Origin of the sequence: Crossiella cryophila (assembly GCF_014204915.1) — a bacterium.
Lineage (GTDB): Bacteria > Actinomycetota > Actinomycetes > Mycobacteriales > Pseudonocardiaceae > Crossiella > Crossiella cryophila.
Genome location: NZ_JACHMH010000001.1, coordinates 3,586,530 through 3,612,031, shown reverse-complemented (window position 1 = coordinate 3,612,031; position 25,502 = coordinate 3,586,530). Strand labels below are relative to the sequence as shown.

At 70.8% G+C, this 25,502-nt stretch carries 7 protein-coding genes; 1 reads left to right on the top strand and 6 read right to left on the bottom strand.

Translation table 11 applies throughout. From position 1 onward, the window contains the following. Positions 1 to 5 precede the first annotated feature (5 nt). Positions 6 to 1,589 carry a discoidin domain-containing protein gene (locus tag HNR67_RS16315; protein ID WP_185003034.1) on the bottom strand — a complete coding sequence of 528 codons (1,584 nt, stop codon included), beginning with the start codon at positions 1,587 to 1,589 and terminating at the stop codon, positions 6 to 8. A 263-nt stretch (positions 1,590 to 1,852) separates the two neighbouring features. Between HNR67_RS16315 and HNR67_RS16310 the strand changes: the two genes are divergently transcribed. Continuing rightward, positions 1,853 to 2,404: a DUF308 domain-containing protein gene (locus tag HNR67_RS16310; RefSeq protein WP_185003032.1), complete on the top strand. Its 552-nt coding sequence runs from the start codon at positions 1,853 to 1,855 to the stop codon at positions 2,402 to 2,404. On the opposite strand, the gene HNR67_RS16305 is transcribed toward HNR67_RS16310, so the two are convergent. The 5 genes from HNR67_RS16305 to HNR67_RS16285 all read right to left on the bottom strand — a co-directional run bounded on the left by HNR67_RS16305 (position 2,385) and on the right by HNR67_RS16285 (position 25,501). Further along, positions 2,385 to 3,845, bottom strand: a complete 1,461-nt coding sequence (locus HNR67_RS16305) for an alpha/beta hydrolase (RefSeq protein WP_185003031.1) — start codon at positions 3,843 to 3,845, stop codon at positions 2,385 to 2,387. The genes HNR67_RS16310 and HNR67_RS16305 overlap by 20 nt on opposite strands. 121 nt (positions 3,846 to 3,966) lie before the next feature. After that, complete coding sequence (locus HNR67_RS16300; protein WP_185003029.1) at positions 3,967 to 4,437, bottom strand: hypothetical protein; 471 nt, start codon at positions 4,435 to 4,437, stop codon at positions 3,967 to 3,969. Positions 4,438 to 4,498: 61 nt separating this feature from the next. Beyond that, the gene (locus HNR67_RS16295) at positions 4,499 to 4,702 is read right to left on the bottom strand and encodes an MbtH family protein (RefSeq protein WP_185003027.1); all 204 of its coding nucleotides are present in this window, start codon (positions 4,700 to 4,702) and stop codon (positions 4,499 to 4,501) included. Then, a complete protein-coding gene (locus tag HNR67_RS16290; RefSeq protein ID WP_312987384.1) occupies positions 4,695 to 5,954 on the bottom strand; it encodes an MFS transporter in 1,260 nt (419 codons plus the stop codon). The genes HNR67_RS16295 and HNR67_RS16290 overlap by 8 nt, the downstream gene beginning before the upstream one ends. Then, positions 5,951 to 25,501, bottom strand: coding sequence for a non-ribosomal peptide synthase/polyketide synthase (locus HNR67_RS16285; RefSeq protein ID WP_185003026.1), 19,551 nt, complete (start codon positions 25,499 to 25,501; stop codon positions 5,951 to 5,953). The genes HNR67_RS16290 and HNR67_RS16285 overlap by 4 nt, the downstream gene beginning before the upstream one ends. Position 25,502 lies beyond the last annotated feature (1 nt).

The window sequence follows — 25,502 nt, the reverse complement described above, 5'->3', positions numbered from 1 at the left end:
CCCCCTCAGCGACAGGTGAACGGACCGGCCTTGTCCAGCAACTGGTTGTCGATGCTGACGAACTCCCAGGAGAAGCTCGGGCCGTTCAGGATCAGCTTCATCACCCCGTGCTTCTTGATGTAGGACTCCATCCCGGCCCTCGGCACGTGCGGCTGGTTGTAGATGGAGTCGCCACCGGTGCCCACGATCGCCGAGCGGACCCCGTTGGCCTCATCGACCTTGCCCGCCTCGTTCAACGGCTTCAGTCGCTCGTAGTGGTGGTCGTGGCCGGAGAGCACCAGATCCGCCTTGGCCTTCACCAGTTCCTTCCACAGTGGGGCCATGGCCGTGTTGTCGCCGTAGTGGCCCGAGTTGAACCGGGCGTGGTGCCAGTAGGCGATGACGCAGCGCTTCTGGTTCTTGGCCAGGTCGGCGCGCAACCAGTCGAGCTGGGCCTTGTCGTTGGCCTTCTGCGCCATGGAGTCCAGCGCGACGAAGTGGAAGTCGCCGAAATCGTGGCTGTAGTACATCTTTCCACCGCCCAGCGGCGACGCGGTGGCCCCGAAGTACTCCCGATAGCCCTTGCCCTTGCCAGCTGGGTCGTCGTACTCGTGGTTGCCAGGGCTCGGTTTGGTGATGCCCTTGAACTTGCCCCAGGTGGGTTCGTAGTACTGGCGGAACTCCTGGATCGTGCCGCTGTTGTACTGGTTGTCGCCGGCGGTCACGATCAGCGCGGGCTTGATCTGCTCGACCAGTTTCGCGGTTTTGGTGCTGGCGCAACTGGATCCGGCGCAGACCGGCACGATGTCACCGACCGCGACCACCACCTGGCCACCCGGCGTGCCGGGCTTGGTGCTGGCGTTGAGCGGTGCGCTCTCACCGGAGATGTTGCCGGCCGCGTCCCTGGCCCGGACCACGTAGGTGAAGGCGGACCCGGAGGCCAGTCCGGTGTCGGTGAAGGAGGTGCCCGGCGCGGAGCCGATCAGGTTGCCGCCACGCAGCACCTCGTAGCCGGTCACCCCGACGTTGTCCGAGGAGGGATTCCAGGTGAGGTTGACGGTGTCCGTTGTGGACGAAGGCGAGATCAGCCCGGTCGGGGTGCTGGGCGGCTCGATGTCGCCGGAACCGGTGCGGGTCCCGTAGACCGACAGCTCGAAGATCGAGTAGCCGTAGCTGGTGGCCCGGCGGGTGCCGTTCACCCTGATGTGCCTGGTGCTGGTGTTCAACGAGGTCAGCTCGTCCACCCCACCGTCGGAGCCGGTGACGGCGCGGATGGTGGTCCAGGTGCGACCGTCGGCTGAGGCCTGCACCTGGTAGTCCTGGGCGAAAGCGGTTTCCCAGGTGATGCTGACCCGGTTCACGGTGGCCGGTCCACCGAGGTCGACCGCGAGCCACTGGGGGTCGACGCCCTCGACGCTGGCCCAGCGGGTGCTGGTGTCCCCGTCGACGGCCTTGCCGCCGTCGAACTCGGCGGCCTCGGTGGAGGAGGTGGTGGTGGGTTTGTTGAGCGAGAGCAGGGTGTCAGCGGCGGCGCTGGCGGTCAGTAGCGGGGTGGTCGCGGCGGCGACCGCGACCGCGACGAGTAACGCGGGAAGGACACGTATTTTCATGGCGGTGTTGATCTCCTCGACGAGCGGTGTCGACGACAACCGGCGCGTGGCGGCGGCAGGGTGCCGGCATCGACGAGGGTGAACGAAAGGTTAACAGTAAAGAAACCTCCCTATTTATTTGCGAATGGTCAGCACCGTAAGGGCCAACTCCAGTTCGGCGCAACCCGCCAAATGGGGCCACTCGCAAGCCCGCTACCAGCGATGTTGCCGTGCGCAACAAACCCAGTGCACGACAGGGCGAGCGCAGGCGCGATCATGGACGGGTGCTGGAACTCCTGCGCGGCCGTCACCGGCTGATGACCATCCGCGGCTCGGTCGCGATCGTGTTCGCCCTGCTCGCCTTCTTCGCCTGGCCCGAGGATGCCGACTGGGTGGTGCAGTTCGCGGTGCTGATCGCCTACCTGCTGGCCGAGGGCGTGTTCGCGCTGCTGTTCGCCTTCGGCGGCAAGGAGGCGCCCGCGCTGGACCGGGTCTTGTTCGCGCTGCCCGGTTTCCTGCTGCTGGCCGGTATCACCCTCACCGCGGCGAGTTTCGCCATCACCCCGCTCATCTCGCTGTTCGGCGTGGTGATCGTCAGCGCCGGGTGGCCGATCATCAACGGCATCGGGCAGGCGCTGGTCGCGGTGCGGGTCAAGGACCTCTACTGCCGGATCGGCTTCGCGATCAGCGGCACACTGTCCATTGTGGTCGGTGTACTGGTGATGAACGTGTCCACCGAACAGGCCTCACTGTGGACCCTGCTCGCCTGGTACGCCTTGGTCTCCGGCCTGATCTTCGTGGCGCTGGGCGTGCGGTTCAGTCGCCGCGGCAGGTGAGATCGCGGCCGGGGAGCAGGCCGTCGCGCAGGTAGGTGTTCACCGCGTTCTCAACGCAGGTATTGGGGTAGAAGCCGAAGACGCTGTGCGTCCGGACGTCCTGGAGGGTGACCAGCCGGGAGCCGGACATGGCGCGGTGCAGGTCGACGCCGCTGTCGTAGACGGTGCGGGTGTCCCCGGTGGCCTGCACGATCAACGCGGGCACCGGGTTGCGCACGATCACCGGCGGCTCGACCGGTGGCGCCCAGAACGCGCAGGCGTTGAGGTTGTTGGCCATCGGGCCGAAGACCGGCTGCCGCGTCCGGCTGCGCTGGATGTCCCGCCAGTACCGCTCCGGGTTCCGCCGCGAGGACGCGTCCCCGCACATGAGCGCGGCCATCCCGGACTGCTGGGCCTGCGGGTACTTGAGGTAGTGCATGCCCAGCACCCTTTCCAGGGCCTGGTTCGGCCGCACGGTCTTGCCAGCGGCCGCGTCGGCGAGCTGCCGGATGCTGCCGGCGAACTCGGCGTTCTCGCGGACGTCGGCCAGGCCGTCGAACAGGACCATCGGCAGCACGTGCTCGTCCACCCGGAAGTCGCCGATCCGGATCGGCTGCCGAGCGGCCTGCCGGATGAGGTCCTCGACCAGTGCCCGCACCTGCTTTCCGGTGCGGCCCAGGCGGTACTCGGCGTGCTGCCCGGCGGCCCAGTTCGCCCAGTCGTCCAGGGCCTGTTCGTTCGCCGGGCCCATGTCCTGGATCATCTCGCCGGGGTAGCGCTTGGAGTCGACCGCGCTGTCCAGCACGATCCGGTCGCTGCGGTGCGGGAACAGCTGGGTGTACACCGAACCCAGGTAGGTGCCGTAGGAGTAACCGAGGTAGCTGATCTTCGGCTCGCCCAGGGCGGCGCGGATGAGGTCCATGTCCCTGGCGGTGTTGCGGGTGGTGATGTGCCGGATGGTCTCGCCCTGGGTGTCCGCGCACCGGCGGGCCAGCTCGGCCTCCAGACGAGCGTTGCGCTCGAAGGCGGCGCGGTCCAGACCGGCCGAGCGCAGCATGTTGCCGACCGGCCAGTCGCAGTTCACCGGGGTGGAGCGGCCGATGCCGCGTGGGTCCATGCCGATCAGGTCGTAGCGGGCCTGCACGTCCGGGCTCATCCTCGCCCGCACTTCCAGCATCAGGCCGAGTCCTGGACCGCCGGGGCCGCCCGGGTTGGAGAGCATGATCCCGCGCCGCTGCCCGGGGTCGGTGGCCTTGAGCCGGGAGATCGCCACGGTGATGGCGCGGCCGCGCGGCTGGCGGTAGTCCAGTGGCACGGCGACCTCGGCGCACTGGGCGCCCGCCGCGTCCAGATCCTTGTCACCGCAGGCTTTCCAGTCCACGCGCTGTGCGGCGGTGGCCGTTCCGGTGAGCAGCCCGGCTCCCGCCACGGCGGCGATCAGCAGTGCGGTCACGCGTTTCATCAACTACCTCGTGTCTGAAGTGGACGGACCGGCGCCGCTCGGTCGCCGGTGCTCACGAGGTTAGGAACTAGGTGACCGCCGGCCCACCCGGACAGCTCCCCAATGTCAGGTAGGGCAGGCCCTAGTGCGGGACGTAGACGCCGTCGACCTGCTTGGCCGTGCCGGGGGTGACGGTGAGCACGGTGCGGGTGGTGCGGGCACGGGTGCGGGCGTCCGCGGCGGGGATGACGTAGTGGTCGGCGAACTCGTCCAGTTCGGCGAAATCCGGTTCCCGGGTGCAGATCAACAGCATTTCCACCGCGGGGTTGGCGGTCTCGGCGGCGGACTGGATGTTCGCGGCGACCTCCGCGTCCAGTTCGGTGTGCGCCAGGTGCAGGGCGATGCCGTCGGGCGCGAGTTCGGTCATCAGGCCGGTGAGGCGGTCGGCCTGCTCGACCAGGTCGGCGCGGTCGGTGATCGGGCCGAGGTCCAGGAAGGTCCGGATGCCGCGGTCGCGCAGGGTTTGCCGGGTGGCGCGGTCGGCCGGGCCGATCACCGCCCAGTCCGCAGGGGTCAGGTCGCCGCCACGTCCGATGCACAGGATCCGCGCCATACCGCGATGATCGCATGGAACGGGGACGCCGGGTGTGTTCCGGCGTCCCCGTGCCGCGGGGTCAGCGCGCGCCGTTGTCCATCCGCTCCCGCAGGCTCTTCGGGCGCATGTCGGTCCAGACCTCGTCCACGTACTTCATGCACTCGTCCTTGCTGCCCTGCTTGCCGACCGCCCGCCACCCGGCCGGCAGCTCGGTGCCCACCGGCCACAGCGAGTACTGCTCCTCGTCGTTGACCAGCACCTGGTACTTGCCGTCCTCAGACATTGACCTGCCCTTTCTCCGTGGTGGTGGCCTCATCAGGCCGGGGGAAGTTTCGTAGGGTCGGGCTCAAGGTCACCAGCAAGGCGACCAAGGCGATTCCCGTGGTGCAGACCAGTACGGCGGTCTGGGCGTCGAGGGTTTCCATCAGCACGCCGCCGAGGGCCGGGCCCGCGGTGCCCGCGACACCGGTGGCCACCCCCATCACGCCGCCCAGCCTGCCGCGCAGCTCATCCGGGGTCAACAGCAGCTGGTAGGTGTGGATCGTGGTGTTGGCCGCGGGCAGGGTGAAGGCCATGCCTGCGAACAGCACGCCCATCAGGTAACCGCTGTGGATGAGCAGGGTGAGCGGGGTCAGCGCGGCCAGCACCCAGAACACCGCGATGATGGACACCGCGGGGCTGATCAGCCGGTGCAGCAGCGGGGCGGCCAGCGCGCCGAGCAGTCCGCCGACGCCCAGCATCGCGGCCATCACGCCGATCTCACCGGCAGGCACGTTCCGGCTCTGCGCCAGGATGATCACGATCAGGTAGAAGGCGGTGAAGAACAGGTTGAGCAGCACCGCGCACAGCGCCATGGTCCGAAGTGGACGTTGCTGCCAGACCCAGCGCACGCCGGTGACGATCTCGCCGCCGAGTTTGCCGATCGGCGCGTTCTTCCGTTCCTGCTTGGGCAACCGCAGGAACAGCAGGCCGAGGAAGGCGATCGTGTGTGTGATGAGGTCGACCAGGAACGGCACCACCCGGCCGAGTGCGAACAGGAAACCACCGGCCGCGGTGCCCAGCAGCTGGGCCAGGTAACCGCGGGCGGCGTTGATGGAGACCGCGGTGCCGAGCTGTTCCACCGGGACCAGGTTGGGCAGGGTGGCTTCCTCGGCCGGTTCGAACAGCGCGGCGGCGATGCCGATCACCGCGGCGACCGCGACCATGTGCGGCACGGTGGCCACGTCCCACCACAGCGCGAGCACCAGGCTGCCCGCGGCGATGGCCTGCGCGGCCTCGCACAGCACCAGCACCGCCTTGCGGTTCCAGCGATCGGCCAGCGCGCCGGCGGGCAGGCCGATCAGCAGCCGCATCGCGGACATGGTGCCCAGCACCAGGCCGGAGGCCGCGGGTGAGCCGGTGACCGCGAGCACGACCAGCGGGAAGGCGAAGGTGCTGATGTTGACGCCGAGTTCGGCGCTGGCCTGGCTGACCCACAGCAGCTGGTAGTTCCGGTTGCGGGACAACGGGACCAGGCGGGTGTCGGGGCTGCTCACTGCTTTCCTCCGCAGTCCAGGGCGATCTGCTCCAGCGCGGTGCGGAAGTCCGCCGCCACGCGCTCCACTGTGGACTGATCGTGGGTGTCCGGCCGGTAGTGCCAGGCGAATCTCAGCTGTCCGCCACCTGCCGCGCCGACCACTTCGAGGAGGTGCTCGCCCTGGTTGGCGTGGTCCTCCTCCTGGCCGATGGAGCCGTGTGCGGCGTGGTAGAGACCGGCTTCGGCCTCGCCGCGGACCGCGCTGTCCCACTGGCCGAGGTAGTTGAACACGATCTGCGCGCGCCGGCCCGCGGCGAGCTGTTCGCGTACCTCGGGGGTGCCGAGGTGGCGGAGCGCGCCGAAGCCGAACCCGTTGTTGGGCAGGGCCCGCAGTTGCCGCCGCACCGATTTGATCAGGGTGCGCCAGTTGGTCTCGCCGGTGGCCGGGACCTCGAGGCCGACCGGGAACATGGTGGTGAACCAGCCGACCGTGCGGGAGAGGTCGATCCCGTCCAGGATCTCCTCCCTGCCGTGGCCCTCCAGGTCCACCGACACCCGTTCCTGCCCGGTCCATCGGCTGATCGCCCAGGCCAGCGCGGTGAGCAGGACGTCGTTGATCCGGGTGCGGTACACCGTGGGCGCGGCGAAGAGCAGCGCCTCGGTGGCCTGCCTGCTCAGTTCCACGGTCACCGTGGCGGGTTCCTCGACCGGCCGGTCCCGGTGGTCCACCGGCAGTTCCGCGCCGTCGAGCGCGCGGGTCCAGTGGGTCAGCTCGTGGTCGAGACCACCGCCGGCCACGTGTTCGGACAGCCGGATCGCCCAGTCCCGGAAGGAGGTCGAGCGCGGGCCGAGGTCGACCTTGGCGCCGCGGGCGGCCTGCTGGTAGGCGGTGTCCAGGTCGTCCAGCAGCACCCGCCAGGACACCCCGTCCACCACCGCGTGGTGCACGGCCAGGAACAGGTGCGGGCGGGCCGGGCCGCAGTCGAAGAGCACCGCCTTGAGCTGCGGGCCCTCCCCCAGGTTGAAGCTCGCGTGCACCTGGTCGGCGACCCGTTCCATCGCGGCCCGCTGCTCTGCAGGGTCCACAGTGGACAGATCGTGGCCGCGGATGATCCCGGCGGGGGTGAACGGCGGGTTGTACTGGTGCCACTGGCCGTCGACCTGCTCGAAGAGCATGCGCAACGCGTCGTGGTGTTCCAGCAGTGCCTGCACCGCGGCCTCCAGCGCGGCCGGGTCGGCGTTGTGGTCGAGTTCGAGCAGCGCGGACTGGTTGAAGTGGTGCGGGTTGGCCTGGTAGGCGCCGAAGAACCAGTCCTGGATCGGGGTGAGCGGCACCGCGCCGACCGCGGCCTCCTGCCCGGCCTGCCCGGCCTCGATCTCGGTGACCACCTTGGCCAGGCCGCCGATGGTCTGGTTGGCGAAGAGGTCCTTGGTGGTGAAGGCGTAGCCGGCCTTGTGCGCCCTGGAGACCACCTGGATGGTCAGGATGGAGTCGCCGCCCAGCTCGAAGAAGTTGTCCGCGGTGCCGACCCTGGCCAGGCCGAGCACCTCGGCCCAGATCTCGGCGAGGGCCTTCTCCGCCGGGGTTTCCGGTGCCCGGTAGGCGGCGGTGAGTTCGGGTCCGGCCTCGGGTTCGGGCAGGGCCTTGCGGTCGACCTTGCCGTTGGGGGTCAACGGCAACCGTTCGAGCAGGTTGATCGAGGAGGGCACCATGTAGTCGGGCAGGGTGGCCGCGACGAACTCGCGCAGTTCCAGCGCGGTGACCTCCTGCCCGGCCGGGACCACGTAGGCGACCAGGCGTTTGCGCTGGCCTTCCACCCGGACCTCGGCGATGGCCTCGGCGATGTAGGGGTGGCGCAGCAGCACCGATTCCACCTCGCCCAGCTCGATCCGGAAGCCGCGGATCTTGACCTGGTCGTCGGCCCGGCCCACGAACTCCAGCTGCCCCATGCCGGTCCAGCGCACCACGTCACCGGTGCGGTACATCCGGCCGCCGTCCAGGCTGAACGGGTTGGGCAGGAAGCGATCCGCGGTCAGGCCGGGGCGGTTGAGGTAACCGCGGGCCAGGCCGTCGCCTGCCACGTACAGCTCCCCCGGCACGCCGGTGGGCACCGGCCGCAGCCGCTGGTCGAGCACGTAGACCTGGGTGTTCCAGATCGGCCCGCCGATCGGCGGTGTCCCGCCGGGCACCAGGGGTTCGCTCCAGGTGGCGACCACGGTGGACTCGGTCGGCCCGTAGGCGTTGATCATCCGGCGGCCGGGCGCCCAGCGGGCGACCAGGTCGGCCGAGCAGGCGTCGCCGCCGACGATCAGGGTGCGGAACTCGGGCAGCTCGGTCTCGGGCACGGTGGCCAGCGCGGCGGGCGGGATCAGCGCGTGCGTGACCCGTTGGGCAGCCAGGACTTCGGCGAGCTGGTCACCGAGCAGCGGTCCTGGCGGCGGCACCACCAGGGCGGCCCCGGCGGGCAGCGCCATGCACAGTTCGAGGATGGAGGCGTCGAAGCTGGGTGAGGCGAACTCCAGCACCCGGTCGCCGGGCTGGACCTCGAACCGGTCGATCTCGGCTGCGGAGAAGCCGGCCAGTCCGGCGTGCGAGACCACCACGCCCTTGGGCTTGCCGGTGGAGCCGGAGGTGTAGATGACGTAGGCGGCGTTGCCAAGTGCCACCACGTTGGGCAGGTCGTGGGCCGGGCACTCGTCCACTGTGGACTGGGTCTGGGTGAGGAAGTCCTGGTCCAGCACGAGCACCGGCTTGGCGTCGGCGAGCATGAACTCGATCCGCTCGGCCGGGTAGGCCGGGTCGACCGGCAGGAACGCGGCACCCGCCTTGAGCACGGCCAGCTGGGCCACGATGATCTCCACCGACCGGGGCAGCGCGAGGGCGACGATCCGCTCCGGTCCGGCTCCTCGGCCGACCAGGAACCTGGCCAGCCGGTTGGCCCTGGCGTTCAGCTCGGCGAAGCTGATCGTCCCCTGTGGACTGATCACCGCCGGGGCGTCCGGGGTGCGCTGCACCTGGGCCTCGACCAGTTCGGCCAGGGTGGCCGGGGCCACGGTCTGGTCGGTGTTGTTCCACTCCAGCAGCAGCCGGTCCCGCTCGGTGGCGCCGAGCAACGGCAGGTCGTCGACCGGCTGGGCCGGGTCGGCGGCGATCCCGGCCAGCAGCACGCCGAGGTGTTCGCCGAACCGGGTGATGGTGGCCGGGTCGAACAGGTCGGCGTTGTAGGTGATCGCGGTGTGCAGGCCGCCCTCGTGCTCGACGAACTCCACGGTGAGGTCGAAGCTGGCGTTGACCAGCGGCAGCGGCACGTTGTCCACCGCGAGGCCGGGCAGGTCGACGCCGGAGTGCGGGGTGTTCTGCAGCACCACCATGGCCTGGAACAGCGGGGTGCGGCTGGTGTCGCGTTCGGGCTGGAGGTGGTCCACCACCCGCTCGAACGGCACCTCCTGGTGCTTGAAGGCGCCCTGCACGGTCTCCCGGACCTGGCCGAGGAACTCGGTGAACGTGCGTTGTCCGTCCACTGTGGAGCGCAGTACCAGGGTGTTGACGAAGAAGCCGATGAGGCGTTCCAGTTCGGGGCGTTCCCGGCCGGAGACCACGGTGCCCACCGAGATGTCGTCCTGGCCGGACCAGCGGCGCAGCACGAGCTGGGTGGCGGCCAGCAGGGTCATGAACAGGGTGCCGCCGTGTGCCCGGCCGAGGGCCTTGAGCGCGTCGGCGACCTCGGCCGGTACGGCGAACTCGTGTTCGGCGCCGGTGCTGGTGCGCACGGCCGGGCGCGGGCGGTCCAGCGGCAGTTCGAGCGGCACCGCGCCGTCCAATGTGGACTGCCAGTAGTCGAGCTGCTCGGTGAGCGCGGAACCGGCCAGGGTGGCGCGTTCCCACACCGCGAAGTCGGCGTACTGGATGGGCAGCGCGGGCAGTTCCGGGGCCTGGTCCAGGGTGGCGGCCCGGTACAGCTCGCTGAGTTCGGCCAGCAGCACGCCGGTGGACCAGCCGTCGGTGACGATGTGGTGCAGCATCAGGCTGAGCACGTGCCAGTCATCGGCCAGCCGGAACAGCCGGACCCGCAGCAGCGGCCCGTGCCGCAGGTCGAACGGCCTGGCGGCCTCCTGCTGCAACCGCGCGGTCAGCGCTTCGGCGTCCCCGGCCAGGTCGACCAGGTCCAGGTCGACCTCGGTGGGCGGGTGCACGACCTGGACGCCGCGGCCGTCCACCGAGGAGAAGGTGGTGCGCAGCGATTCGTGCCGGGCGATCAGGCCGGTGAGCGCGGTGCGCAGTGCCGAGACGTCGAGTCGGCCGTCCAGGCTGAGCGCGGTGGGTGAGATGTAGGCGGCGCTGTCCGGCTCGAACTCGTCCAGGAACCACAGTCGCTGCTGGGCGAAGGACAGCGGCAACGCGCCGGAGCGCGGCACGGCCGGGATCGCCGCCGTGGTCTCGCTGCCGATCGCGGCGGCGAGCTGGGCGAGGGTGGGGTGGCTGAACACCAGTCGCGGCGAGACGTCCACGCCGAGTGCGGCGCGGAGTTTGGACACCACCTTGATGCTGAGGATGGAATCGCCGCCCAGCTCGAAGAAGTTGTCCAGCGCGCCCACCCGGTCGAGGCCGAGCACCTCGGCCCACACCTGGGCCACGGCCTGTTCGGCCGCGGTGCGCGGCGCCCGGTAACCGGCGGCGGTGCTGGTGTACTCGGGGGCGGGCAGGGCGCGGCGGTCGAGTTTTCCGTTGCGGGTCAACGGCAGTGCGTCCAGGGTGACGAACGCGGCCGGGACCATGTACTCGGGCAGCACCCGGCCCAGTTCGGCGCGGAGGTCGGTGTTCTCGTTGTCCCGCACCAGGTAGGCGACCAGGCGGTGCACGCCGGGCTGGTCCTCCCTGGCGATGACCGCGGCCGCAGTCATGCCGGGCAGCGCGGTGAGCGCGGCCTCGATCTCGCCGGGCTCGATCCGGAATCCGCGGATCTTGACCTGCTCGTCGGTGCGGCCCAGGAACTCGATGCTGCCGTCACTGCGCCAGCGCACCAGGTCGCCGGTGGCGTACATCCGGGAGCCGGGCGCGCCGAAGGGGTTGGCCAGGAACTTGTCGGCGGTGAGGCCGGGGCGGTGCAGGTAACCGCGGGCGACCTGCTCCCCCGCCAGGTACAGCTCCCCGGCCACGCCGACCGGGACCGGCCGGAGGGCCGGGTCGAGCACGTACGCCTGGAGGTTGCGCAGTGGTCGGCCGATCACCGGGCGATCGCCGTCGACCTTGCAGGACAAGGCGTCCACCGTGCACTCGGTGGGGCCGTAGAAGTTGTAGCTGACCGTCTCCGAGTTGCTCAGCTCGGTCCACAGGGATTCGCCGAGGGCCTCGCCGCCGAGCATGAGCACCTTGGGCCGGTGCGCGCCGTCGAGGAGTCCGGCCGGGATGAGCTGTTGCACGTAGGAGGGAGTGAGGTCCAGGAAGTCGATCCGCTGGGCCTGCACGTACTCCACCAGCGCCCGCGGGTCCAGGCGGACCTCGTCGGCGATGAGGTGCAGTTCGTGGCCGTCGGCCAGCAGCACCAGGCCTTCCAGGGAGGTGTCGAAGGAGAACACCGCGGTGGTGGCCACCCGCAACTTCCCACCCGCGGTGGCGACGAAGTCGTTGCGGTGGTTGAGCAGCAGGTTGACCAGGCTGTGGTGTTCGACGCTGACGCCCTTGGGCCTGCCGGTGGAGCCGGAGGTGTAGATGACGTAGGCCGAGTTGTCCATCCGAAGTGGACGGTCCAGGTCGTGGCCGTCCTGGATGGCGGTGGCGGCGGTGAACTCGGCCGAGTGGTACAGCTCCGCGGTGAGGGTGACCGCGGGCCGGGCGTCGGCGAGCAGGGTCTCGATCCGCTCGGCCGGGAGTTGCGGGTCGACCGGCAGGTAGACGGCCCCGGCCTTCCACACGGCCAGGACCGCCACCACCAGATCAGCGGTGCGGGGCAGAGCGACCGCGACGATGCGCTCCGGCCCCGCACCTTGGACGACGAGCTGACGGGCCAACCGGTTGGCCCGCGTGTTCAACTCGTCGAAGGTGCACCGGGTGTCCCCGAAAACCAGCGCGAGGTCCTGTGGCGTGCGCCGGACCTGCGCCTCGAACATGGCAGGGTAGGTGGCCGCGGGCAGTTCGCCCGCGGTGTCGTTCCAGTCGATCAGCACCCGCTGGCGGTCCACAGTGGACAGCCAGGGCAGCTCGGCGAGGGTGCGCTCGGGTCGCGCGGCCAGCTCGGTGAGCAGCAGCGCGGTCTGGTCGAGCAGGCGCCGCACGGTGTCGGCGTCGAAGAGCCTGGGGTCGTAGGAGAGTTCCAGCCGCAGCCGCTCGTCCAGGAAGGCGGCCAGGGCCAGCGGCAGGGTGGTGGTGTCCACCATGTCGACCTGGCCGACCTTGGGCGCGCCGTCGAGGGAATCATCGCCCAGCGGGTAGTTCTCGAAGACCACGATGCTGTCGAACAGGTTGCCCTGGATCTCGCTCCAGCCCTGCACCTGGTTGAGCGAGACGAAGTCGAACCGGCGGGCCTCGGACTGCTCGGCCTGCAACTCACGCAGCCAGGGCAGCAGCGGCCGATCGGGCTGCACGCGGACCCGGGTGGGCACGGTGTTGATGAACATGCCGACCATCGACTCCACGCCGGGCAGCTCGGCCGGGCGGCCGGAGACGATGCTGCCGAAGACGATGTCGGACTGGCCGCTGTGCCGGGACAGCAGCAGTGCCCACACGCCCTGCACCAGGGTGTTGACGGTGAGCCCGTTGCGCTTGGCCACCTCGTGCAGCCGGGCGGACTGCTCCACGGTGAGGTGGTGGCCGAGTTCGCCGGTGGACTCGGCCCGGTGCGCCTCGCGTGGCTGCCGGTCGAAGGGCAGTGCGGTGGCACTGTCCACTCCGGACAGTGCCTGCCGCCAGAAGCCCTCGGCGGCGGTCAGGTCCTGGCGGTCCAGCCAGTGCAGGTACTCGCGGAAGGGCCGCCGCAGCGGCAGGTCGGGGGTGCGGTGGGCGGTGATGGCGGCGTACTGCTCGGAGACCTCGGCGAAGACCTGGCTGGTGCTCCAGCCGTCCAGCAGCACGTGGTGCGAGGTCCAGACGAGCAGCACCTCGTCCTCCCCGAGCTGGGCGATCTTCAGCCGCAGCAGCGGGGCGGTGGTGACGTCGATGCCCTCGGCCAGGTCCGCGGCGAGCACCCGGTCCAGTTCGGTGCGGGTGTCCTCCTCGGACAGTGCCCGCCAGTCGAAATATTCCACCGGAAGATCAATCCGGCGGTGTACGACCTGCACCGGCTGGTCCAGGCCCTGCCATTCCAGGTGACCGCGCAGCACCGGGGTCCGGTCGACCACGCGCTGCCAGGCCAGGCCGAGCGCACGCGGATCGCGCACGCCGGTGAGCCGGAGCCGGGCCTGGTCCACGTAGGCGCCGCCCTCGGTGTCGACCAGGCTGTGGAAGAGCATGCCGGCCTGCAGCGGGGTGAGCGGGTAGATGTCCTCGACCGCGCGGCCGTCCCCGGCCAGCCGGTCCACTGTGGACTGGTCGAGCCGGGCGAGTGGGAAGTCCGATGGCGTGCGGCCACCGGCCTGCGAGGTGGCGCAGTGCAGCACGATCTCGCGCAGGGCGGTGGTCATCCGCTCGGCGAGGGCGCGGATGGTCTGCTCCCGGTGCCGGTTCGCCGAGTACTGCCAGGACAGGTGCAGTTCGCCGCCGGTGACCGCGCCGACCACGTCGATCAGGTAGGGGCGGGCCGAGCCGGGGGCGTTGTCGCTGCCGAGGCTCTCGCCCTGGCCGCGGATCAGGCCCTCGCCGGCGCTGCCGACCTCGAACTGGCCGTGGTAGTTGAAGCTGATCAGCGGGTCCGGGTCGGTGGCGAGCGGGCTGTCCGCGGTCAGGCGGCGCAGGGCCTCGTAGCTGAGACCACGGTGCGGCACGGCACGCAGGCGTTCCTTGACCGTCTTGAGCACGCTGCCCCAGTCGCCGTCCGCGCCGAGGGCGACCGGGAACTGGGTGGTGAACCAGCCGATGGTGCGGGAGAGGTCGACGCCGTCGAGGATCTCCTCCCGGCCGTGGCCTTCCAGGGCGACGAGCACCCGGTCCCGGCCGGTCCAGTCGGTGAGTGCGGCGCCGAGGGCGCTGAGCAGCACGTCGTTGACCTGGGTGCGGTAGACCTCGGGCACCTGGTGCAGCAGCGCGTCGGTGCTGGTGCGGTCGAGCTGGACGGAGACGGTGCGGGTGGACTCGGCGGTGTTGGCGCCGTCCAGGTCCACCGGCAGCTCCGCGTGTTCCACTGTGGACAGTCCGGTCCAGTGGTCCAGGTCGGCGTCGAAGCCGCCCGCGGTGGTGTGTTCGGCGAGCAGGTGGGTCCACTCGCGGAAGCCGGTGCCGACCGGGTCGAGCTGAATGGGCTGGCCCGCGATGGCCTGGCGGTAGGCGGTGTCCAGGTCGCCGAGCAGCACCCGCCAGGACACGCCGTCCATGACCAGGTGGTGCACGACCAGGAACAGCCGCTCGGTGCCGAACAGCAGGGCCCGGAACAGCGGACCGTGTTCGAGGTCCAGGCCGGCCTGGGCTTCGGTGGCGGCCTCAGTCAGGGTGGCCGGGTCGTGCTGGGAGAAGAACTCGCCGGGCTCGTGCGCGTCCTGGCGCCATTCGCCGTCCTGCTCGCTGAACCGGATGCGCAGGGCTTCGTGCTGGGCGAGCACGGCGGTGAGGGCGGTGCGCAGGGCGGCGGGATCGGCGCCTGCGGCCAGTTCCAGGTGCATGGACATGGTGAAGTGGTGCCGGTGCGCGGGTTCGGTGCTAAAGAACCAGCGCTGGATCGGGCCGAGCGCGCTGGGTCCGATCAGCTCGACCCTGGTGCGCGCGATCTCCTCGGTGCCGACCACCGGGGCCAGGTCGGCGATGGTCTGGTGCAGGAAGATGTCCTTGGAGGTCAGGCGAAGCCCGGCCTGCCGGGCCCTGGAGACCACCTGGATGCTCAGGATGGAGTCGCCGCCGAGGCCGAAGAAGTTGTCGGTGATGCCGACCTCGGGCACGCCGAGCACCTCGGCCCAGACCGCGGCGAGCTGGGTTTCGACCGGGGTGCGCGGGGCGATCCGGCCGGTGGTCTCGGCTTCCGGGGCGGGCAGGGCGCGGCGGTCGAGTTTGCCGTTGGCGGTGACCGGGAAGCGGTCCAGGGTGACGAACGCGGCCGGGATCATGTAGTCGGGCAGCTGTTCGGCCAGGAACGGGCGCAGGGCATCCGGGGTCGCGGTGCCGACCAGGTAGGCGGCCAGGCGTTTGCGGCCGTGGTCGGTGCGGACCTGGACCAGGGCCTCGCTGATCTCCGGGTGCCGGAGCAGGGCGGCCTCGATCTCGCCGAGTTCGATCCGGAAGCCGCGCAGTTTGACCTGGTTGTCGATGCGGCCGAGGAACTGCAGCGAGCCGTCCGGCAGCCAGCGGACCTGGTCGCCGGTGGCGTACATCCGGTCGCCGGGCGGGCCGAACGGGTTGGCCAGGAACGCGTTCGCGGTCTGGCCGGGCCGATTCTGGTAGCCGCGGGCCAGGCCCGCACCTGCCAGGTGCAGCTCGCCGGGAACGCCGACCGGGACGGGCTGGAGCTGGGCGTCGAGCACGTAGGCCCGCATGCCGTCCAGTGGGCGGCCGATCGGGATCACCGGCGGCACCGAGTCCACAGTGGACATCCGGTGGGTGCTGGCGAAGGTGGTGGTCTCGGTGGGGCCGTAGCCGTCGACCACGGTCAGGTCCGGGCAGGCGGCCAGCACCCGGCGGACGGATTCGGCTGGCACGACGTCGCCGCCGGTCCAGACCTCGCGGACACCGGTGAAGCAGCCCGGGTCCTCCTGGGCGGCCAGCCGGAACAGGCCTGCGGTGAGCCAGAGTCCGGTGATGTCGTAGCCGCGGATGGCGGCCGCGTCCACGTCACCGGGTGCGGCGACCACCACGGTGCCGCCGTTGAGCAGCGGCACCCACAGCTCGTAGGTGGAGGCGTCGAAGGCGGTCGGCGAGTGCAGCAGCACCCGCTGGTGGCCGTGCCGGAACCGGCGGTCGGCGGCCAGCGCGACCACATCCCGGTGCCGGATGGCCACGCCCTTGGGCTCACCGGTGGAGCCGGAGGTGTGCATGAGGTAGGCCAGGTTCTCCGGCGTCACCACCGGTGCGGCCCGCAGCGGGGTGTCCCCCGGCTGGTCGGCGCGCAGGATCTGTCCACTGTGGACGGCGTGGCCGCTCTTCTCCCAGCCACCGTCGGTGATCAGCACCTGGGCGCCGGTGGCGGCCAGGATGGCGCGCAGCCGGTCCTGCGGGGCGCGGACGTCGAGGGGCACGTAGGCCGCACCGGCCTTGAGGATGGCGAGCACCGCGACCACCAGGTCGGCGGAGCGGTCCATCAGCAGGGCCACCGGGGCTTCGGTGCCGACCCCGGCGGCGCGCAGTCGCTGGGCGAGGCGGTTGGCCCGGGTGTCCAGGGCGGCGTAGCTGAGCCGGTCCGCGCCCGCGATGACCGCGGTGGCCTGCGGGGTGGCCCAGACCTGGGCGGCGAACCGGTCCGGCACGGTGTCGGTCTCGCCGTCCGGGCCGGTGTTGTTCCACTCGGTGAGGATGCGGTGCCGTTCGGCCGGGCCGAGCAGCGGCAGGTCGGCCAGGCGTTGTTCCGGGTCGCGGCCGAGGGCGTCGAGCAGGCTGCCGAGGTGTTCGGCGAGGCGCTCGGCGGTGCCGCGGTCGAACAGGTCGGTGTTGTAGTTGACCGCAAGGTGCAGGCCGTGCGGGGTGTCCACGAACTGGAACAGCAGGTCGAAGGTTGCCGCGACCACCGGCATCGGCAGTTCCTCGACCGCGAGGTCGCCGAGGCCGGGCTGCTGGTCCGGGGTGTTCTGCAGCACGATCATGGCCTGGAACAACGGGGTCCGGCTGGTGTCGCGTTCGGGTTGCAGTTCCTCCACCACCCGCTCGAACGGCAGGTCCTGGTGGGCGAAGGCGTTCAGCACGGTGTCCCGGACCTGGCCGAGGAATCCGGTCACCGAGTCCCGTCCGTCCACAGTGGAGCGCAGGACCACGGTGTTGACGAAGAAGCCGACCAGGCGGTCGAGTTCGGCCTGCTCGCGGCCGGAGGTGACCGTGCCCAGGGCGATGTCCGGCTGGCCGGACCAGCGATGCAGCAGCAGCTGGGTGGCGGCGACCAGGGTGGTGAACAGGGTGCCGCCGTGCTGCCGTCCGAGCGCGGTGAGGGTGTGCGCGATCCCGGTGGGCAGCACGCGTTCGACGAACGCGCCGTTGCGGGTCTGCACCGGCGGGCGCGGGCGGTCGGTGGGCAGGTTCAGTGGTTCCAGTGCGTCCAGGCGGGTGCGCCAGTAGTCGACCTGGGTTTGCAGCAGGTCACCGGTGAGCTGTTCGCGTTGCCAGGCGGCGAAATCGGCGTACTGCACCGGCAGCGGCGGCAGTTGCGCGCCGGTGTAGACGGCGTTCAGCTCGGCGGTGAGCACGCCGGCGGACCAGCCGTCGGTGGCGATGTGGTGCACCAGGATCAGCAGCACGTGCTCGGCCGGGGCGAGCCGGTAGAGCCTGGCTCGCAGCACCGGTCCGGTGGCCAGGTCGAACGGCGTGCCGGCCTCGGCGAGCAGGGCGGCGTCCAGGTCGGCCGGGGCCAGGTCGGTGATCGGCAGGTCGACCGGGTGCGGGGGCTGGATCAGCTGGCGGCCCTGGCCGTCGACGGTGGTGTAGGTGGTGCGCAGGGGTTCGTGCCGGGCCACCAGGTGGGTCAGCGCCTCGCGGAGGCGGTTGGTGTCCAGGTCGCCGGTGAGGCGGAGCACGGTCGGGGACAGGTATTCCAGGCCGCCGGGCTCGAACTGGTCCAGGAACCAGAGCCGCTGCTGGGCGAAGGACAGCGGCAGTGCGCCGTCCCTGGGCTGCACCGGGATGGTGAGGTCCACTGTGGACTGAGCGGCGGGCAGGATGCGGGCCAGGTCGGCGACGGTGGGGCTGGTGAACACCGCGCGGGGTGCGACCTCGGGACCGAACAGGGCGCGCAGCCGGGAGATCACCCGGATGCTGAGGATGGAGTCGCCGCCCAGCTCGAAGAAGTTGTCCGTGACGCCGACCGTGGGCAGGCCGAGCACCTCGGCCCAGACCTCGGCGACCTGGCGTTCTGCCTCGGTGCGCGGGGCCACCTGCTCGGCGGTGGTGTACTCCGGCGCGGGCAGGGCGCGGCGGTCGAGCTTTCCGTTGCGGGTCAACGGCAGTGCGTCCAGGGTGACGAACGCGGCCGGGACCATGTAGTCGGGCAGCCGGGAGCCGACGAAGGCGCGCAGCTCGGCGATGGCCGGGACCAGTGCGTGTTCGGCCGGGACGAGGTAGGCGACCAGGCGGTTCTCCCTGGCGATCACCGCGACCTCGGCCGCCCAGTCCGCACTGGCCAGCACGGCTTCGATCTCGCCGGGCTCGATCCGGAAACCGCGGATCTTGATCTGGTCGTCCACCCGGCCCAGGAAGTCGAGCAAACCGTTGGCGGTCCAGCGGACGCGGTCGCCGGTGGCGTACATCCGGGAGCCGGGGGCGCCGAAGGGGTTGGCCAGGAAGCGGTCCGCGGTCAGGCCGGGGCGGTTGAGGTAGCCGCGGGCGACCTGCTCCCCCGCCAGGTACAGCTCACCGGGCACCCCGGCGGGAACCGGCTGGAGGTCGGCGTCGAGCACGTATGCCTGGAGGTTGTGCAGTGGGCGGCCGATCACCGGGCGGGGTGATTCGTCGATGCGGCAGTAGACCGCGTCGACCACGCATTCGGTGGGGCCGTAGTAGTTGTAGCTGGTGGTGTCCGGGGCGGTGGCCAGCTCACGCCACAGGGCGGGGCTGGTGCCCTCGCCGCCGAGCATCAGGATCCGGGGCCGGTGCCGGGGATCGGTGAGTAGCCCGGCCGGGATCAGCTGCTGCGCGTAGGACGGGGTGAGGTCGAGGAAGTCGATCCGGTTCCCGGCCACGTAGTCGACCAGGGCCTTCGGGTCCAGGCGGGTCTCGTCGGCGATGAGGTGCAGCTCGTGGCCACAGGCCATGCCGAGCAGGCCCTCCCACGAGGTGTCGAAGGAGAACACCGCGGTCAGCGCGAGCCTGGCGGGGCCGGTTTCCGGGTGGAACAGCTCGTTGGCGTGGTTGTGCAACAGGTTGGCGAGCTGGCGGTGCTCGATCAGCACGCCCTTGGGGCGGCCGGTGGAGCCGGAGGTGTAGATCACGTAGGCCGGGCTGGCCGGGTCGATCCGCACCGTCGGGTCGGTGTCGGGCTGCCCGCTGAGGTCGGTGGCGGCGAGCAGGTCGTCGGTGAGCACGAGCACCGGGTTGGCGTCGCCGAGCAGGAAGTCGATGCGGTCCGCGGGCTGGTCCGGGTCGACCGGCAGGTAGGCGGCGCCGGTCTTGAGCACCGCGAGCAGGGCGATCACGAACTCGGCCGAGCGGCGCATCCGCAGTGCCACCAGGCGTTCCGGTGCGGCACCGAGGCCGATCAGGTGGTGCGCCAACCGGTTCGCGCGGGCGTTGAGTTCGGCGAAGGTGAAGCTGGTGTCGCCGAAGACGAGTGCGGTGCGATCGGGGAACTGGGCGGCGCGGGTCTGGAAGGTCTCCGGGTAGAGCAGGCCGTTGGTGGCCAGTGCGGTGTTGTTCCACCGGGTCAGCGTGGTGGCGCGGTCTTGTTCGGTGAGCCACGGGATGCGGCCGAGTGGGCGAGCGGGGTCGGCGGCGAACTCGGTGAGCAGCAGGGCCAGCCGGTCCGCGATGTCGCGGGCGGTGCCGGGTTCGAAGAGCTGCGGGTCGTAGGACAGCTCGAACTTGAGGCGGTCCAGCAGGTAGGCGCTCAGGGTGAGCGGGAAGCTGGTGGTGTCGACGGCCTTGACCTCGCGGATGCGCAGCCCGGTCTCGTCTACGGCCTTGTCGTCGAAGGGGTAGTTCTCGAAGACGACGATGCTGTCGAACAGGGTGCTGCCGCCGGGCAGGTCGCTGTAGGAACGCAACTGGGCCAGGGAGACGAAGTCGAACCGGCGGGATTCGGTCTGGCCGGTCTGGAGGTCGCGCAGCCAGCTGAGCAGCGACTGTCCACTCTGGACTTCGACCCGGGTGGGCACGGTGTTGATGAACAGGCCGACCATGGTCTCCACGCCGGGGAGTTCGGCGGGGCGGCCGGAGACGGTGGTGCCGAAGACGATGTCGCGCTGTCCGCTGTACCGGGACAGCAGCAGTGCCCAGGCGCCCTGGACCAGGGTGTTGACGGTGAGGCCGTTGGCCTTGGCCAGCTTGCTGAGCTGGGTCGACTGCTCCGCGCTCAGTTCCAGGGCGACCATGTCGGCGGACTCGGCGGCGTGGTTCGGGCCGGGCTGGTGGTCGGCCGGGAGCGGGGTGGGGCTGGTGAATCCGGCGAGCACGGTGCGCCAGTGGGCTTCGGCGGCGGCCGGGTCCTGGCGGTCCAGCCACTGGAGGTAGTCGCGGAAGGGCCTGCGGGTGGCCAGGTTCGGCGGGGTGCCGGTGAGCTGGGCGGCGTACTGGGCGCAGACCTCGGCGAAGACCTGGCCGAGGCTCCAGCCGTCCAGGAGGATGTGGTGGAAGCTCCAGACCAGCACGACCTCGTCCGCGCCGGTGCGCACCAGGGTGAGGCGCAGCAGCGGCGGGGCGGTCAGGTCGATGACGGCGGCCCGGTCGGCGGCCACGATCCGGTCCAGCTCAGTCGCACGGTCCACTTCGGACAGTGCACGAAGGTCGTACTGGGCGACGGGCAGGTGTACATGTCGGCGGACCACCTGGAGCGGCTGGGGCACGCCTTCCCAGACCAGGGCGCTGCGCAGGATCGGGGTGCGGTCGACCACGAGCTGCCAGGCGTTCGCCAGCGCGTTGACGTCGGTGACCCCGGACAGGTCCATCCTGGCCTGGTCGAAGTAGGCGCCGCGGTCGGCGTCGACCAGGCTGTGGAAGAGCATGCCCGCCTGGAGCGGGGTGAGCGGGTAGAGGTCCTCGACCTCGCGGCCGTCGCCGACCAGTCGGTCCACTGTGGACTGGTCGATACCTGCGAGCGGGAAGTCCGAGGGGGTGCGGCCGCCGGTGCCGGGGGTGGCGCAGTGTTCGGTGATCTCGCGCAGGGTGTCCATCAGCATTTCGGCGAGGTCGCTGATGGTGCGTTCGTTGTGCACGTTGGCCGAGTAGAGCCAGGTGAGTTCGAGTTCGCCGCCGTCGACGAGTCCGGCGATGTCGATCAGGTGGGTGCGGGTCTCCTCGGCGGCCTGGTCCTGGCCGAGCGGGATGCCGCGGCCGCGCACCAGGGTGTCCGGGTTGGCCGAGCCGGAGTCCCACTGGCCGTGGTAGTTGAAGCTGATCCGCGGGGCCGGGCCGTGCTGGAGCGGGCTGTCCGGGGTGAGGTAGCGCAGTGCGCCGTAGGACAGGCCGCGGTGCGGGACGGCGCGGAGTTGTTCCTTGACGGACTTGAGGATCGAGCCCCAGCCCATGTCCGAGGGCATGGTGAGGGCGAGCGGGAACTGGGAGGTGAACCAGCCGACGGTGCGGGACAGGTCGATGCCGTCCAGGATCTCCTCGCGGCCGTGGCCCTCCATGGCCACCAGCGCGCCGGACTGTCCGCTCCACTCGGCGAGCACGTGGCCGAGTGCGCTGAGCAGCACGTCGTTGACCTGGGTGCGGTAGACCTCCGGCACGTCCTGGAGCAGGGCGCGGGTGGTGGCCTCGTCCAGCCGGGCGGTGACCGATCTGGTGCTGGCCACGGTGTTCGCGCCGGGGTGGTCGATCGGCAGGTCGGCCGGGACCGCGCCGGTCCGCGTGGTCCAGTAGGCGAGGTCGGCGTCCAGGCCACCGGCCTCGACGTGCTCGATCAGCTTGTGCGACCAGTGCGTGAACGGGGTGCTGACCGGTTCCAGGGTGATGTCCTGGCCCGCCTTGGCCTGGCGGTAGCCGGATTCCAGGTCGCCGAGCAGGATGCGCCAGGACACGCCGTCGACCACCAGGTGGTGCACGGCCAGGAACAGCTGTGGGGCGCGGTCGGGGCCGAGCTGGAACAGGATGGCGCCGATCAGCGGGCCGCTGCCGGGGTGCAGGTCGGTCTGCACCGCCAGCGCCTCGGCGTTCATGACTGCCTGCTGATCCTCCACTGTGGACAGATCAACGACACGCAGCACGGGCTGCGGTTCGGACTCGGCGGAGTCCTGCGACCACTGGCCGTCGACCTGGGTGAAGCGCAACCGCAGCGAATCGTGGTGCGTCACCAGGGTTTCGACGGCCTGGCCGAGGGCGGTGGCGTCGGTGTCCGCGGCGAGTTCCAGGGTCATGGACATGCTGAAGTGCGGCTGGGCGCCGTGTTCGGTGAAGAACCAGCGCTGGATCGGGGTGAGCGGGGCCGGGCCTTCGATGATCTCCACCGGGGCCTGTTCGGCCGTGGCCAGGTCCGGCACCGCGGAGACCAGCTCGGCGATGCTCTGGTGCAGGAAGACGTCCTTGGAGGTCAGCCGCAGCCCGGCCTTGCGGGCCCTGGAGACCACCTGGATGCTCAGGATCGAGTCGCCGCCGAGGGAGAAGAAGTTGTCCCGCAGGCCGACCCGCTCCACGCCGAGCACCTCGGCCCAGACCGCGGCCAGGGCCTGTTCGGTCTCGGTGGCCGGGGCCACGTACTCGCCGGTCTCCGCCTCGGCCTCCGGGGCGGGCAGCGCGCGGCGGTCGATCTTGCCGTTGGCGGTCAGCGGCAGTTCGGCCAGTGCGAGGAAGGCCGAGGGCACCATGTACTCGGGCAGTCCGGCGCGCAGGTGTTCCCGCAGGTCCGGGATGTCCGTGCCGACGACGTAGGCGACCAGGCGTTTCTGACCGTTGTCGGTGCGGGCGAGCACCACGGCCTCGGTGACCGACTCGTGCGCGGTGAGCGCGGCCTCGATCTCACCGAGTTCGATCCGGAAACCGCGGATCTTGACCTGGTCGTCGGCGCGGCCCAGGAACTCCAGGTTCCCGGCGCCGTTCCAGCGCACGGTGTCGCCGGTGCGGTACATCCGGGTGCCTGCCAGGCCGAACGGGTCGGGCAGGAAGCTCGACGCGGTCAGGCCGGGACGGTCCAGGTAGCCGCGGGCCAGGCCGGCGCCCGCGAGGTACAGCTCGCCGGGGATGCCGACCGGCTGCGGCTTGAGGTTGCGGTCCAGCACGTAGGCCCGCATGTTGTCCAGCGGGCGGCCGATCGGCACGGTGTCCGGCACCGAGTCCACTGTGGACATCGAGTGCTGGGTGGCGTAGGTGGTGGTCTCGGTGGGGCCGTAGACGTCGCTGAGCAGCAGTCCGGCGCAGGCGCCGAGTACCCGCCGAACGGCCGCCGCGGGCACGATGTCGCCGCCGGTCCAGACCTCGCGGGCACCGGCGAAGCAGCCCGGATCCTCCTGCGCGGCCAGCCGGAACAGGCCGGAGGTGAGGAACAGGCCGGTGACGCCGTGTTCGGTGATCATGCGGCGGATCAGGTCGGCGTCCACGTCGCCGGGCGGGGCGATCACGGTCTGGCCGCCGGCGAGCAGCGGCACCCACAGCTCGTAGGTGGAGGCGTCGAAGGCGCTCGGCGAGTGCAGCAGCACGCGCTGGTGGCCGGGTCCGAAGCGGTGTTCGTGCGCCAGGGCCACGATGTCCCGGTGGCAGACGGCGACGCCCTTGGGGCGGCCGGTGGAGCCGGAGGTGAACATGACGTAGGCCAGGTTCGCCGGGTCGATCGCCACCGCGGGCGGCTGAGTGCTCAGGGCGGAGTGGTCGGCGTCGACGAGTTCGATCAGTCCACTGTGGACCTCGGCGGCGGTGGCCTGCCAGGTCTGGTCGGTGAGCAGGATCCGCGCGCCCGCCTCGGCCAGCACCATGCGCAGCCGGTCCGCGGGGGCCCGCTGGTCCAGGGGCACGTAGGCGGCGCCGGCGGTGAGCACGGCGAGTTCGGCCACGGCCAGGTCGGCCGAGCGCTCGATCAGCACGCCGACCCGCTGTTCCGGCCGGACGCCGAGCGCGATCAGGTGGTGGGCCAGCCGGTTGGCCCGGTCGGCGAGTTCGCCGCGGGTGACCGGGCCGTGTTCGGTGATCAGCGCGGTCGCGGCCGGGTTCTGGCGGACCTGCTCGGCGAAGCGCGCGGGCACGGTGCCGGTGGGCAGGTCGGTGTCGGTGGTGTTCCACTCGACGAGGACCTGGTGGCGTTCTTGTTCGGAGAGCAGGGAGAGTTCGGTGAGCGGGCGGTCGGGGTGGGTGACCACCTCGGCGACCAGGCGGACCAGGTGGCCGGTCATCCGCTCGATGGTGGCCGCGTCGAACAGGTCGGTGTTGTACTCGAACACCCCGGCCAGGCCGTCCGGGCTTTCCTCGAACTCGGCGGTGATGTCGAAGTTCGCGGTGTCGCGGGTGAGTGAGATCGGCTCGGCTCGCAGGCCGGGGAAGACCGGGGCCTCGCCCTGGGCGTTCTGCAGCAGCACCATCACGTCGAACAGCGGGTTGCGGCTCAGATCCCGTTCGCCGCCAACAGCGTCCACGAGTCGGTCGAACGGGGCTTCGTCGTGGGCGAAGGCGTCCAGCACGGTGTCTTTCACCGCTGCGAGTAACTCGCGGAAGCTGCGGTTGTCGTCCACAGTGGACCGGAGCACCACCGTGTTGACGAAGAAGCCGACCAGCTTGGCCAGTTCGGGCCGGTTGCGCCCGGCGGTGACGGTGCCGATGGCGATGTCCCGCTGCCCGGAGTAGCGGGCGAACAGCAGCTGGGTGGCGGCCACGATCGCGGTGTACAGCGTGGTCTCGTCGGCGCGGGCCAGCTCGGCGAGCTTGGTGCTCACCTCGGCCGGGAAGGCGAATTCGTGCCGGGCCCCGGCCGAGCCGCGCACTGCCGGACGCGGGCGATCAGTGGGCAGGGCAAGGGGTTCGATGCCCTTGAGCTGTTCGGTCCAGTGCGCGAGTTGCTGGTCCAGTGCGTCGCCGGTGAGCCGGTCACGCTGCCAGACGGCGAAGTCGGCGTACTGGATGGGCAGTTCGGGCAGCTCGGTCTGACCCGCGTACCTGGCGGCCAGTTCGCCACCGAGCACGCCCATGGACCAGCCGTCGATGATGATGTGGTGCGCGGCCAGCAACAGCACGTGGTCCTGCGCGCCCAGCTCGAACAGCGCGGCCCGGAACAGCGGTCCGCGGCGCAGGTCGAACGGCCGGGCGTACTCGGCGGCCAGCAGCTCCGGCAGCTCCGCCTCGCTGGTGACCGCGGTGGCCAGGGCGATGTCCTGGTGCGGGTGGGTGATCTGCACGCCCCGGCCGTCCACCTCGTCGAAGGTGGTGCGCAGGGATTCGTGCCTGGCCACCAGCGCGGCCACCGCGTCGGCGAGCGCGGTGACGTCGAGTGCACCGCGCAGGCGCAGGGCGAGCGCGCTGTTGTACTCGGCGCCGCCGGGCTGGAACTCGTGCAGGAACCACAGTCGCTGCTGGGCGAAGGACAGCGGCAGCGGGTCACCGGTGCGCTCGGCAGGCGGGATGGTGTCGGTGCGCTGGGCCTTGCCTGCCAGGCGTTTGCGCATCAGCTCCTGCAGGTGCGCGGGCAGGGCTGCGGTGCGGCTCTGTTTCGACGACGGCATT